Annotated in this window: 14 protein-coding genes; 9 read left to right on the top strand and 5 right to left on the bottom strand. The window is 55.7% G+C overall.

The genetic code is table 11. From position 1 onward, the window contains the following. Nucleotides 1-107: 107 nt before the first annotated feature. The 3 genes from AS89_RS0107895 to AS89_RS0107885 form a co-directional block, all read right to left on the bottom strand. Nucleotides 108-488 (bottom strand): RNA-binding S4 domain-containing protein, encoded by a 381-nt coding sequence (locus AS89_RS0107895; protein ID WP_010131966.1) that lies wholly within the window; start codon nucleotides 486-488, stop codon nucleotides 108-110. Nucleotides 489-684: 196 nt separating this feature from the next. After that, a complete protein-coding gene (yrfG, locus tag AS89_RS0107890; protein ID WP_010131965.1) occupies nucleotides 685-1,341 on the bottom strand; it encodes a GMP/IMP nucleotidase in 657 nt (218 codons plus the stop codon). Nucleotides 1,342-1,403: 62 nt separating this feature from the next. Further along, entirely contained in the window at nucleotides 1,404-2,090 is a 687-nt protein-coding gene (locus tag AS89_RS0107885) for a lysoplasmalogenase (RefSeq protein ID WP_010131964.1), read from the bottom strand. A gap of 158 nt (nucleotides 2,091-2,248) precedes the next feature. Between AS89_RS0107885 and cysK the strand changes: the two genes are divergently transcribed. The 9 genes from cysK to AS89_RS0107840 all read left to right on the top strand — a co-directional run bounded on the left by cysK (nucleotide 2,249) and on the right by AS89_RS0107840 (nucleotide 9,426). Further along, nucleotides 2,249-3,166: a cysteine synthase A gene (gene cysK, locus AS89_RS0107880; RefSeq protein WP_010131963.1), complete on the top strand. Its 918-nt coding sequence runs from the start codon at nucleotides 2,249-2,251 to the stop codon at nucleotides 3,164-3,166. Nucleotides 3,167-3,322: 156 nt separating this feature from the next. Beyond that, entirely contained in the window at nucleotides 3,323-4,162 is an 840-nt protein-coding gene (gene cysQ / locus AS89_RS0107875; protein ID WP_010131962.1) for a 3'(2'),5'-bisphosphate nucleotidase CysQ, read from the top strand. A gap of 224 nt (nucleotides 4,163-4,386) precedes the next feature. Further along, nucleotides 4,387-4,593, top strand: a complete 207-nt coding sequence (locus AS89_RS0107870) for a hypothetical protein (RefSeq protein ID WP_010131961.1) — start codon at nucleotides 4,387-4,389, stop codon at nucleotides 4,591-4,593. Nucleotides 4,594-4,712: 119 nt separating this feature from the next. Next, nucleotides 4,713-4,988 carry a type II toxin-antitoxin system HicB family antitoxin gene (locus AS89_RS0107865; protein WP_010131960.1) on the top strand — a complete coding sequence of 92 codons (276 nt, stop codon included), beginning with the start codon at nucleotides 4,713-4,715 and terminating at the stop codon, nucleotides 4,986-4,988. Between the two features lie 89 nt (nucleotides 4,989-5,077). Beyond that, nucleotides 5,078-5,662, top strand: a complete 585-nt coding sequence (locus AS89_RS0107860) for an outer membrane protein (protein WP_010131959.1) — start codon at nucleotides 5,078-5,080, stop codon at nucleotides 5,660-5,662. Nucleotides 5,663-5,896: 234 nt separating this feature from the next. Further along, entirely contained in the window at nucleotides 5,897-7,294 is a 1,398-nt protein-coding gene (locus tag AS89_RS0107855) for a YjgN family protein (protein ID WP_010131958.1), read from the top strand. After that, nucleotides 7,291-8,373, top strand: a complete 1,083-nt coding sequence (locus AS89_RS0107850) for a M48 family metallopeptidase (protein WP_010131957.1) — start codon at nucleotides 7,291-7,293, stop codon at nucleotides 8,371-8,373. The genes AS89_RS0107855 and AS89_RS0107850 overlap by 4 nt, the downstream gene beginning before the upstream one ends. 43 nt (nucleotides 8,374-8,416) lie before the next feature. After that, nucleotides 8,417-9,034 (top strand): DUF2939 domain-containing protein, encoded by a 618-nt coding sequence (locus AS89_RS0107845; RefSeq protein ID WP_081475700.1) that lies wholly within the window; start codon nucleotides 8,417-8,419, stop codon nucleotides 9,032-9,034. A gap of 2 nt (nucleotides 9,035-9,036) precedes the next feature. Then, nucleotides 9,037-9,426: a DUF2237 family protein gene (locus AS89_RS0107840; RefSeq protein ID WP_010131955.1), complete on the top strand. Its 390-nt coding sequence runs from the start codon at nucleotides 9,037-9,039 to the stop codon at nucleotides 9,424-9,426. 254 nt (nucleotides 9,427-9,680) lie between these two features. Here AS89_RS0107840 and AS89_RS0107835 read toward each other — a convergent pair whose 3' ends face one another. Together AS89_RS0107835 and AS89_RS18170 are read right to left on the bottom strand one after the other, a co-directional pair. After that, on the bottom strand, nucleotides 9,681-10,553 hold the full coding sequence (locus AS89_RS0107835) for a LuxR C-terminal-related transcriptional regulator (protein ID WP_010131953.1): 873 nt from the start codon (nucleotides 10,551-10,553) through the stop codon (nucleotides 9,681-9,683). Next, nucleotides 10,553-11,350, bottom strand: a complete 798-nt coding sequence (locus AS89_RS18170; protein WP_010131951.1) for a LuxR C-terminal-related transcriptional regulator — start codon at nucleotides 11,348-11,350, stop codon at nucleotides 10,553-10,555. Before AS89_RS18170 ends, AS89_RS0107835 begins: the two co-directional genes overlap by 1 nt. Between the last annotated feature and the right edge of the window lie 316 nt (nucleotides 11,351-11,666).

Raw genomic sequence — 11,666 nt, 5'->3', positions numbered from 1 at the left:
CAGGACCGCTGTGAACCCATCCCTGGGCGCTGCGGCGCAAACATCCTGTTTGCGACGCTCCTGAAAAGCTCCACCCGCAACTTGGCCTTCGCATTTCACACCTGTACTCAGTCCTGTGATTCTTGCAGGAACCTATGGATCTGCCGACGCTGTTTTTTGTTTGGTCGTTCATGCGAAATCGTTGCGTTATTGGCCTTGCGGTCGGCGGCAAATTGTTCGCGCTTGGCAATACTTTCTTCCGTCTCGCGATACAGCGTTTGCGCGATGTCTGCGCCGCGACGCTGGTCAGATAGCGCAATAACTTCCACCACGCGTTCATCCCAGCCCTGACGAATAGTGAGCAGCGTGCCGGAGGTGATTTCTTTACTGGCTTTCACCCGCTGGCCACCCGCATGCACCTTGCCGCCTTCAATAGCCTGCTTGGCGATACTACGGGTCTTAAAAAAACGAGCGGCCCATAGCCACTTATCAATACGAACTTTATCCATCAGCAATCAAATAAAAGAATCTACGAAGTAAAAAGGTCAGATGAGAAGGTCGTGCGCTGGGTGGCGTTTTTCAGGAGCGTCGCAAACAGGAAGTTTGCGCCGCAACGCCCAGGGATGGGTTTACAGTGGTCCTGAAAAACGCCACCCAGTGCGCGACCGCCACAGGGCGCGAGTCGAGAGCACTAACAAGGAAAAGCTAAGGGGCCCGAAGAATCTCATCAAAATCATGAATCGCGGGAAAGTCGGAAATCTCCCGCGCGGGGCTCTTGCTGTCCGGCTGGCGGATACACAGCAAGTGCTCGATACCGTAGTCCCGCGCCGCGCCCAACACATGCAGGTTGTCATCCACAAACAGGGTGCGTTCCGGGTTGAACGGCTGGCGCTCTTGTAATGAGTGCCAGAACAGTGTGCTTTCTTTCGCGTGCCCCAGATCGTGGGATGAAACAATCTCATCCAGCCACTGATCAATACCGGTAATGGCCAACTTGTGACTCAAACCATCCGGGTGCGCATTAGTGACCAGTAGGGCGCGTTTTTTCATGTTGCGCAGGCTGCGCAGGAAATTGTCGGTGTGCGGGCGCAGGGCAATGCGGTCCTCGATCTCCCGGTAGATCGCCAGCACGTCCAGCTTCAGTACGTCCGACCAGTATTGCAGGCAGTACCAGTCCAGGGTGCCACGCAACTCATCGGTCATTTCGATCACCAGCTGCTGCGCCTCAGGTACCGAAATACCATTGGCCTCGGCGTAGCGCAGCGGCAGGTGCTCCATCCAGAAATGATTGTCGTAATGCAGATCCAGCAGGGTGCCGTCCATATCCAACAGCACCGTATCGATCCGGCTCCAATCCAGCATAACCAACCTATTCCGCGGGCTGGCGCCCGCTATTGCACAAAAAATGGCCGGCTATTATGCCCTCAAGCCTGCCGCGCCGCCAAATCCGTGCGAATCAGTCCCATCACCAGCAGTGCCTGAGCGCCGTAGTAGGTGACCATGATCCACATACCCGCCATGGGAACCGGGTCCACGAAGCGGTCCAGCGCAATCAGCGCATCCGACACCATAAACGTCACGGCACCCGCGAACAGCAAGGATGAGCCGCTGCGGTGCGCCGCTGCCGCCAGCGCCATAAATACAATCGCCACAATGTAAAACGCCACCGGCAGCGCCAGCTCACCGGCGCCGGGCAACACCTGCCGCGCCAGTAATAGTGCGGCCAAGACCAGAGCCGCGCCGCGCAGCATAAAGCGCCGGCTGCCCAGATCGGTTGCCCGCAGGAAGTTAACCGCATAGGTAAGCTGCGCCAGCAGGAAGGCGCCCAGGCCAAATACAAAATGATTGGTGAAAGGCACCGCCAGCAGTACGTCACCGGTAGCGGAGAATGCCAGCGCGACCAGGGTGAGAGTGCGCGTAAGGCCACGCAGAGAAGTGGCTGCGATCCACAGCAGGGTCGCGATGGGCACTATCTTAAGCGCTGCCATCCACAGGGCTTCCACGCCTGCGGCACGCAGTGCGATGTAGACAGCGGCCGACACCGCGAACAGCGCGAGGGGGGTGGGCTTGGGCGCGGCGGCAGATGGGGAGGGCATCGCTATTTCGGACATTGAGTTGCTCCAGTTTTTATATTTGGTGATATGGGGAGTATTCTTGCTCGAGTATTGGCGAAATGGCCGTGTCGTACAATCCGACAGGCGGTGACATTTTCGACCACTAGTCCACTTTTACTGAGACCATCACCTTTTATTGATTCAGGGAGCGACAGATGAAGGCAAATAACATCCTCGAAACCATTGGCAATACCCCCCACGTGCGTATCAACCATCTGTTTCGCGACGATATCGAGGTGTGGATGAAGGTGGAGCGTTTTAACCCGGGCAGCAGCATCAAGGATCGTATCGCCCTCGGCATGATCGAAGATGCGGAAAAGTCCGGAGCGCTGAAGCCTGGCGGCGTCATTGTCGAGCCGACTTCCGGCAACACCGGTATCGGCCTGGCTATGGTGGCCGCGGTGAAGGGCTATCGCCTGATCCTGACCATGCCCGAGTCCATGTCGGTTGAGCGCCGCAAGATCATGAAGGCGCTGGGCGCTGAGTTGGTGCTCACTCCCAAGGAAAACGGTATGCCTGGTGCCATCGCCAAGGCCGAGGAAATTCTCGCCGAGCATGACAATAGCTGGATGCCCCAGCAGTTCACCAACCCCGCCAATGTGAGTGCGCACCGCAACACCACGGCCAAGGAGATCCTGGCTGACTTCCCGGAAGGCCTGGACTACATGATCACTGGTGTGGGTACCGGTGGACATATCACTGGCTGTGCGGAGGTGATGAAAGCCTCCATACCTGACCTGAAAGTGTTTGCCGTAGAGCCGGAGAAATCTCAGGTGATCGCGGGCAAGGAAAAGGGCATGCACCGGCTGCAGGGCATTGGTGCGGGCTTTGTTCCCGAGGTCCTGAATCGCGAGGCGCTGGATGGTACTGTGCCGGTGAGCGAGGAAGACAGCTTCGAAATGGCCCGTCAGTGCGCGCTCAAGGAGGGGCTCTTTGTGGGTATCTCCTCCGGTGCGTCGCTGGCCGCAGTGAAGCAAAAAGAGGCCGAACTGGCACCGGGTAGCCGGGTGTTGATCTTCAGTTATGACACCGGTGAGCGCTACCTGTCTATCGAAGACCTGTTCACCGCCTGATCACAACCTCGAAATTGGCCTCTGTAATCGCCGCGGCCGGATCAAGCCACAAATCCTGCCGCGGCGCACGTATAATTCCCGCTTACCGATTTTGGGCTGTCGACCACCTTCGCGTCGGCCGATGCAGTAACTGAATAATTTTGTATTGGGGGAATCATGGCAAACGTAGTGAGCAGGGAACTGCTGGATAAGGTGATCGCGATCTCGGTCGAAGCCGGTGAAGCGATTCTCGGGGTGTACAACGCCAGCGGTGAACTGGAGGTGGAAACCAAATCTGATGATTCCCCGGTGACCGTTGCAGACCTGGCGGCGCACAAGATTCTCGAGCCGGCGCTGGCGCAACTGTTAGACGGTGTGCCGGTGTTGTCCGAAGAAGGCGAGATGCCGGCCTATGCGGAGCGTAGCCAGTGGGACCGTTACTGGATTATCGACCCGCTGGATGGCACCAAGGAATTTATCCGCCGCAATGGCGAGTTCACCGTGAACGTGGCGCTGATTGAAAACGGCGAGCCGGTGCTGGGGGTGGTGCATGTGCCCGTGCTGGACATCACCTACGCCGGTGCCAAATCCCTCGGCGCGATCAAGCGTGATGCCGGCGGAGAGAAGTCCATCGCGGTGCGCGCGATGCAGCCGCGTTTGGATGACAAGCAACCGATCGAAATCGTTGCCAGCCGCAGCCATGGCGCCGGCGCCGTTGACGCACTGCTGGCACGCATTGAAGGCTCCCTGGGTGAAACCGGCCTGAAGAACATGGGCAGCTCGCTCAAGTTGTGTTTGGTGGCCGAAGGTGCCGCGGACCTGTACCCGCGCTTGGCGCTGACCTGTGAGTGGGATACCGCAGCAGCGCAAGCCGTGGTGGAAGCCGCGGGCGGTATCGTGGTTGATGACAAGTTTGACCTGCTGCGCTACAACCAGAAAGACGAGTTGCTGAATCCGTTTTTCTACGTGATTGGTGACAAGTCCTTTGCCTGGAAATCTTTGTTGCTGGGTGAATAAACACACCGGCAACACCTCGGTGGCGGGGTATACAGCCCCACCGCCTTACCCTCCCGGTAAAATTGCCTATCTTGGTCTAGGCTTAAAGATGTATCTCGGCCACTGCTGTTGTTTTAGGCGTCGTTGCCTGAATTCCTGACAGCTGTTGATACTGCGGGCAAGCAATTTCCCTGCAGTATTCCGGTGGCCGGTTCCATCCATCGGGTTGAACCGCAGGGTAAGCCATGACCAATTTCCGCAGTACCCATGTAAACGTCAACGAAACAGAAACCCGGCATCTGCGCCAGCGCCTGCAAGTTGAAATTACCTGGCTGTCGCGCCAATTGCAGGACATGCAAAGCGCGGATCACTTGCCCGACCACTCGTTACAGCAAACCTACCGGGAAATGATCTTTTCCCGCCGCGCCTTACTTGGGCGAATTCCTCGTTAGCGTTCGCACACTTTTTTGCACGCGTCGCACATTTATTTTCTTTGCAGAGAAATTTGCTCAATCTCGAATAATTGGGTCTACGCTTGATGGGATAAAAGCTAACTGAAACGAGAAAGCCCATGCGTTACCCGGTTGTGGTACACAATATCGAATTTGCCGGCTACGGTGCCATCGCGCCAGATCTGCCCCACTGCCATTGCCACGGTGACACGCTCGAACTCACGCTACAGAAAATGGCGGAGACTATCGTTGCGCGGCTCGACGACCTGCATGCTGCCGGCGATGTACCGCCAACCCCAGGCGACCTGGAAACGCTGCGCCAAAATCCGGCGTTTACCGGGGGCATCTGGGCAATCATCGACATCGAGCAGAACGCCTTCAGTTCTCGTAATTAGCAATCCGTTAGGCCCGAATTTTCACGCCAGGATCTCTGAATCAAAAAAGGATGTTTTGATTCATTGCTCGTAAACAGGGAAGTCAAATAATGAAAACTTTGGTATTTCTTCTCGCGCTGTTCGCCTCCAGTGCCGCGGTGGCACAGTGGAATAACCCCATCGATGGCTACTGCAATGGTGAATATTTCATTGTCGGTAGTGTTGGTTTGGGTGCCGGCGAACTACAGATCAATGACGAACAGGACTTTGCCGGGTATGCCAGCATTGGTGTCACGCCTGCAGCGGGTATCTGGCAGGTTGAATTGCGCTACACCGGCTTCGACGATGGCAGCGTAAACATCGATCAGTGGGGCATCGGCGCTAAAGTCGACTTTACCGTTACCTGCGATGTCCAGTGCCTGTACTGGATGATTGGCTGGAACTACGGTGAGTTTGATGTGGATAACATCCAGCGCGACGGTTTCATCTACGAGATTAACAACGACTACGATGACGATTACTGGAATGCCGGTATTGGTTATCGCTACAAGTGGACCCAGGACTTCGATACCTCGATCGAGTACATGTACAACGATGTCGATACGCGCTTCTACTTCTTTGATGGCGTGGAAGATGTGCGCTTTGACCTGGGGCACTTACGTACCCTGACATTGAATTTCAGCTACCGGTTCTAGCACCGCCTTGCGGTAAAGAAAGCCCCATATTCCTGCCGGGCATAGATTTCATGGTCGGCAGGTACCTCCCCAATTTCGATACCTACTCCCCCGTCGCCTCCCATTAACACGCGACGCCTCCTGCTTCCCGTCCGCGAATCTCCGGTATCTGGCGTCGAAACAGGTGTGTTGAGGCCAAATGTGGCATCATGATCATGCATTTGTAATAACTAAAAGTTGAACAAGGAATGATCAGTGGACAATAAGTACAATATTGAAATTACCGGTGAAGCGGTTGGGGGGAAAAGCCGGGAGCAAGCCATTGCTGCCCTGGCACGCTACGCGGGTATCACTGAAGAACGCGCAGCGGAGATGTTCGCTGCAGCCCCAACGGTGGTAAAGCGGGATATTCCCGAAGACCTGGCGATTCGCTACGAGCGCAAGCTCGCCGACCTGGGTATCGGTGCCCAGCGCGCTCCCGCACAGATTCATGCAGAGGCACTGGCCGTGGAAACTGCGGGCGCGGGCGCTACTGCCGATGAGGCCGCGGATGTGGCAGCTGCGGCTGCAACAGCGCCAAACGCCGCACGCCAGGCCACGGTTGCCGGCGACGGCGAGATGCCGCCCTCTGGTGGCGGTAGCGAGGGTGCAACCGAAAAGCGCCATGTGGGTTTTGTCTTCTCGGGTAATGGCTACGAATACTTTAAAATCTGGATTGTAAACATCCTGTTGACGCTGGTTACCCTGGGCCTGTATGCGCCCTGGGCCAAGGTGCGTAATGCGCAGTATTTTTACGGTAACACCAGCCTTGATAATGCGAGTTTCGCGTTCACCGCAGACCCGGTGAAAATGTTGATCGGCCGTCTGATTGCCGTCGCATTGCTGATCGGTTTCCTGGTACTGCAGTCCTTTTCACCTGGCGCCGCGATTGTGCTGGCAATCGGCCTGGTTTTTGTTTTTCCGTGGGTGCTGAACCGGACCTTCGCGTTTTATGCGCGTAACAGTACCTACCGCAATATTCGCTTCCGTTTTGTTGGGCGCTATGTCGATGCATTGATCAACTTTCTCGGCTGGCCGATTCTGTCCATGCTGAGCCTGGGCCTATTGAGCCCCTTTATGATCTACAAGCAAAAGCGCTACGTAATTGAGCATCACCGTTACGGTAACCAGAGCTTCTCATTCCGCGCGAGTGTGGGTGATTTTTACGGTCTGGTGTTTATCGCCATCGGTATTGGTATCGCCGGCGTTATTGCCGGTGCGGTCATTGGTTTGGTGCTAGGTCTTATCTACTCGCCTCTGGCGGCACTGACCGGCGTTGCCATGCTGATCGGTTATGCGATTGGTATCCTGTATTTTGTCACTAATATGCAGAACCTGATCTTTAACAACACCAGCCTGTCCTCGCACGATTTCAAGGCGCGCTACCAGATGAAATCCTATGGCTGGTTGATGATCAGCAACTTCCTGCTCACGGTGATCACACTGGGCTTTTATATTCCATGGGCCAAGGTACGCGTCGCACAGTATGCGGCGGAACATACCGCTGTGGATGTGGCGCAGGATCTGGATAAGTTTGCCGCGATCAGCCAGCCTGATGAATCCGCCTTCGGTGAGGAATTTGGCGATGTATTCGATATGGAAGTCGGCTTTTGAATAAGCAATACACCATAACAGGGCAATGGCAGGACGGCGCAACCAGCGCCGTTTTGCCCGCCCGTCTGCAATGCCTCGGTGACCGCGTCCACTTGCTGGTGTACGGCAAAGAGCTCCTACGAGCCAAGTTGGATCACCTGAGCCTGTCGCCAAAACTGGGGCGCACGCCGCGCTACCTGAGCTTCGCGAACCAGGCGGGTCAGTTTGAAAGTGATGACCACCAGCACCTGGATATGTTGAGTGCAGCCATTGGCGGTCGCGGTTATGCATTGATCCACCGGCTGGAAAACCACTTGGCAATGGTGGCGCTGGCTGCAGTGGTGGTGGCCGCGCTGATCTGGGGTTATTTTGCCTGGGGCGTTCCCGCCGGTAGTAAGGCATTGGCCTATCAATTGCCGGATAATTTGCTGGATCAATCGGCGCAGGAAACCTTGGAGTTTCTGCAGGAGTATTCGTTTACCGAAACCGCGCTGAGTGAAGAACGCCAGCAGGAAATCCGCGATACTTTCCAGGAATTTGCACCGGACTACGATATTCGGAAACTGCATTTCTTTGGTGGTGGTGCACAGGGTGCGAATGCGTTTGCGTTGCCCGACGGTACCATTATTTTTACCGACGAGATAATTGCCCTCGCGGATACGGACGAAGAGTTACTCGCGGTATTTGGCCATGAGCTTGGCCATGTGGCGCATCGCCATTCGTTGCGACAGGTAATACAGGCCTCTGCGTTTACCCTGACCCTGGCCCTAGTCACTGGTGAGGTGTCGGCGTTGGGCGATGTATTGCTCACGGCACCGATCGTATTTACCCAGCTCTCATACTCCCGGCAGTTCGAGCTGGAGTCCGATGATTATGCGGTGGAGATGTTGCGCGAGCGCGGCCACTCGCCGGATGCACTCGCCAGTATTCTAACCAAGCTGTATCACAGCAAGCGTTGCGACTGGGAAGAGTGCGAAGCAACGGATATGGATGACAAAGAGAGCACGGCGGATACTGCTGCGGATGACAATGCGGATTGGTTGCGCTACCTGAGCACCCACCCGCATCTCGAAGAGCGTATTGCGATTACCCGCGAGTGAGTTTGCTGGTTTGAATGCGGCAGGGTAATGCCGACGAGGGAGAATGATGGCTAGGTGGCTATTGCGGGTCGCGGTCGTTTTAATCGTACTGGTGATGGGCTATGTGGCGCTCCCTTGGTATTCGGCGCATCAGTTGATTGCTGCCGCCCAGCAGGAGGATATGGCCAAGCTCGAGCGCTATGTGGATTTCCCCCTGCTGCGACAAAATATCAAAGTTCGTTTGCGCGACGAGCTCCGTCAGTCAATTGGCGAGGACCTCCCCCCAGCCTTCGGGGATTTATTTAATGCGGGAGCCGATCTGTTGGTGGGCCCGCTACTGGAACGCTTGATCAGCCCCCAGGGTATTGTGCAGTTTATTCAGGGGCAAAAAGATTGGCGCGAGTTCGAGCGCGAGTTGGGTAGCTCGCGCACAAGCCCTCCATCCCGCACCCAGGGCTCGCAGCCCGCTACACCCGGGGGCAAACCCGTCGCAGCGGCCGACGGTGAACACGATCAACACTGGCGGCTGCAACACTGGTACTTTACCGGTCTAAATACGGTGGAGGTGGTGTGCGGCAATCGCGATACTTTCGATCGTGTAATGTTGCGTTTGCAGCGGCATGGACTGCGTTGGCAGCTGGTCGATATTGAACTGGTAGATGAAGTACCCGGTGGAGAATAATCATGGCAATAACTTTGGAAATGCACGAGTCATTGAACGTATTTGGCGACCCATTGGTGCCATGCAGTAGCGACCCATTGACGGGCTTTTTTCGCGACGGCTGTTGCAATACCAATGATCAGGACCTTGGTTCACATACGGTGTGCGTTGAAGTGACCAAAGATTTTCTGAAGTTTTCCGCTGAGCGCGGCAACGATCTGAGTACGCCGATGGAGGAATTTGGATTTCCGGGGCTCAATCCCGGAGACCGCTGGTGCCTGTGTGCGGCCCGCTGGCTGGAAGCGCAGAAAGCCGACATGGCACCGCGCGTGTTTTTGCAGCGCACTCATGTCAAGGCGCTGGAGATTGTACCCATGGACGTGTTGCGTCGGTACGCGGTGGACTTGAATTAGGAAAATTAGAAAGGCGGTGCTGCAGAAAAAAATGCTCTGAGGTAAGCCGTCCGGGCCTACCCAGAGCCAGCCTCGCGGCTGTAACCAACTCACAGGATGAAATATGTTGGTGAGCGCGAAATCCTTATCTCGGCCGCCCGTGTTATCAGCGTGCGGTCTGCTCAGAATTTAGGATGCGCCTATTCAAGATTCTGGGCAATAGCCCATTCGGACCTATTTACCCACCTCTTTTCCTCGCTGATTCGACCTTTGTCCTAAATCAGTCCTTCATTTAGACACTGCGAAATTAATTGGCCTGTCGTCTTGCAAGCGGCTTTTTTGAGAATATTTTTGCGGTGATTCTTTACCGTGTGCGCCGAAATTCCCAGTAACTCGCTGATGGCAGCGCTAGTCTTTCCCTGCGCAAGTAATTGCACAATTTCCATTTCGCGCCGGGTAAATGCGCGTCGGGTGCAAAGGGAGGTGCTGAGTGATGGCGCGGCGAATGGCGGGTTGGAGAGTGACGGGGTGGTTAGAGAGTGCTCGGGGTTATCGAATACATCAATATTCCGGTAGCTTTCCCCGCCATGCAGATTCAGCAACGATAGTTTACGCACCCCCCGCTCGGCAAGGTGGCTGATATCGGTATGAATGCCCAGCGTGCGAGCGACACCGCTTCGTTCATCGGCGTCAAGAATAATGGTCTGGTGATTGAACAGCCGGTAGCTACCATCGGCCACGCGCAGGCGGCCGCAGTAGGAAATTTTGAATTCCGTGATCCGTGCCATGCCAATCCGGTTCTGCAAAATGGCGAAGGCGGTTTCTTCGGCCCTGGTAACAAACGGAATATCCTCCGGATGTCGCCGCACCAGTAACGACTCGAGCGTTGTGTTTTCCGGATCCAATCCCAGCAGCGGCTGGATATCCCGGCTAACCAGCAAGGGCTTGTCGAGATTGCGAAAATCCAGCACATAGTAATAACAGGGGCCGCTGCTAAAGCTCGCACTGATAAAACGATCCAGCTCTAGTCGCTGCTGTGCCACATTGTGCCGCGCGCTAGCGTGTACACGGTGGGCGGCATCCCGCGATTCCCTGGTGTCCCGCGACTCGTGCAGATCCTTCGGTGGCAGGGTAACGGGGAGGTCCATCAAATCACGCCTGCGCCCACACAGTTCGCCAACAGCTGGCTCATGTTCTGGCAGCCGGCCTTTTTCAAAATGCGCTTGCGATGATTCTTGATGGTGTATTCCGACAAGGAAAGCGCCTCGCCAATCTGCGCACTGGTGAGGCCTTTCGATACCAGCCGGATGACCGACAATTCCCGTTCGGTAAAGTTTGGCCGCTGGGATTGCGCGGCTTTGGAGTGCTGGGCCACTTCGAGATTGAGGAAGGAAGGTTCCCCATCCAGACCAATCAGGGACACACGGTAGTTATTTTTCGTCGTCAGGTGGGAGATATCGGTGTGTACATTCAGCGCCTTGCTGACCCGGCCATGGTCGTCTGTTTCGAGCACCAGGGACTGGTGGTTGAACAGTCGGTATTCGCCGCCTTTCACCCGGAAGCGGAAGCAATAGGACGCCTTATAGCTGGTGACCTTATCCATACCGATGCGCTCTTGCAGGAAGCGTATGGCTGTGGCCTCTGCGCTGGCAACGAACTCCATATCGTCCGGATGAATCTGGTCGAGAATCGATTGGAACGTCATGTCACCAATCTTGAGGTCATGCACCTGCTCCACCAGAGGGCTCATATACACCAGTTCCTGGTCGAACAGGTCAAATACATAGTGGTAGTGAGGGCCATTACTGAACACCCGGCCCACGAGCTCGTCTACCGGTACCTTGCTCAGGTCCGTCTTCCCCTTGGCGAACACGTTTTGGCTCTGTTCCCATACATCGGTGAGCAGTCCCGTATCCGGCACTTTTTCTTTTTCTTCTATGGCCACTGTGGCTGTCCCTTTTACCTTTCCGCGAACCATCCGGCGGAATCAACATCTGGCCTGTGGCGTAGCCGACACAATGAAGCACGCGTCGGGCGGCCATCCCCTGAGGTTATTGTGAACGTCGTCACATTTATAGTGAGACACTTGTACCAGAACTTGGGCGCATCTTGCAATCCCATTTGCCGGATGAGCTTAAAAAAGCGCGCGTGCTGGCAAAAAATACAGGAAAGTACGGGAGTGTCCTGTGCGGAAAATGGGCAGATGAGCCCCGCTAGTGCGTAATTAGGTGGCTGGCAGGTGGGAGAATCGGGTGGCGATG

This window comes from Microbulbifer agarilyticus S89 (genome assembly GCF_000220505.1).
GTDB classification, from domain to species: Bacteria; Pseudomonadota; Gammaproteobacteria; order Pseudomonadales; family Cellvibrionaceae; genus Microbulbifer; species Microbulbifer agarilyticus_B.
The sequence above is the reverse complement of the archived record's forward strand: the minus strand, read 5'-3'. Positions and strand labels throughout refer to the sequence as shown.

Bases quoted from the DNA above. Each gene is read 5' to 3' on its own strand.
- AS89_RS0107840 (WP_010131955.1), top strand. From the start codon at position 9,037: ATGGCAATAACTTTGGAAATGCACGAGTCATTGAACGTATTTGGCGAC.
- AS89_RS0107870 (WP_010131961.1), top strand. From the start codon at position 4,387: ATGACCAATTTCCGCAGTACCCATGTAAACGTCAACGAAACAGAAACC.
- yrfG (WP_010131965.1), bottom strand. From the start codon at position 1,341: ATGCTGGATTGGAGCCGGATCGATACGGTGCTGTTGGATATGGACGGC.
- AS89_RS0107835 (WP_010131953.1), bottom strand. From the start codon at position 10,553: ATGGACCTCCCCGTTACCCTGCCACCGAAGGATCTGCACGAGTCGCGG.
- cysK (WP_010131963.1), top strand. From the start codon at position 2,249: ATGAAGGCAAATAACATCCTCGAAACCATTGGCAATACCCCCCACGTG.
- AS89_RS0107845 (WP_081475700.1), top strand. From the start codon at position 8,417: ATGATGGCTAGGTGGCTATTGCGGGTCGCGGTCGTTTTAATCGTACTG.
- AS89_RS0107865 (WP_010131960.1), top strand. From the start codon at position 4,713: ATGCGTTACCCGGTTGTGGTACACAATATCGAATTTGCCGGCTACGGT.
- AS89_RS0107885 (WP_010131964.1), bottom strand. From the start codon at position 2,090: ATGTCCGAAATAGCGATGCCCTCCCCATCTGCCGCCGCGCCCAAGCCC.
- AS89_RS0107895 (WP_010131966.1), bottom strand. From the start codon at position 488: ATGGATAAAGTTCGTATTGATAAGTGGCTATGGGCCGCTCGTTTTTTT.
- AS89_RS0107860 (WP_010131959.1), top strand. From the start codon at position 5,078: ATGAAAACTTTGGTATTTCTTCTCGCGCTGTTCGCCTCCAGTGCCGCG.
- cysQ (WP_010131962.1), top strand. From the start codon at position 3,323: ATGGCAAACGTAGTGAGCAGGGAACTGCTGGATAAGGTGATCGCGATC.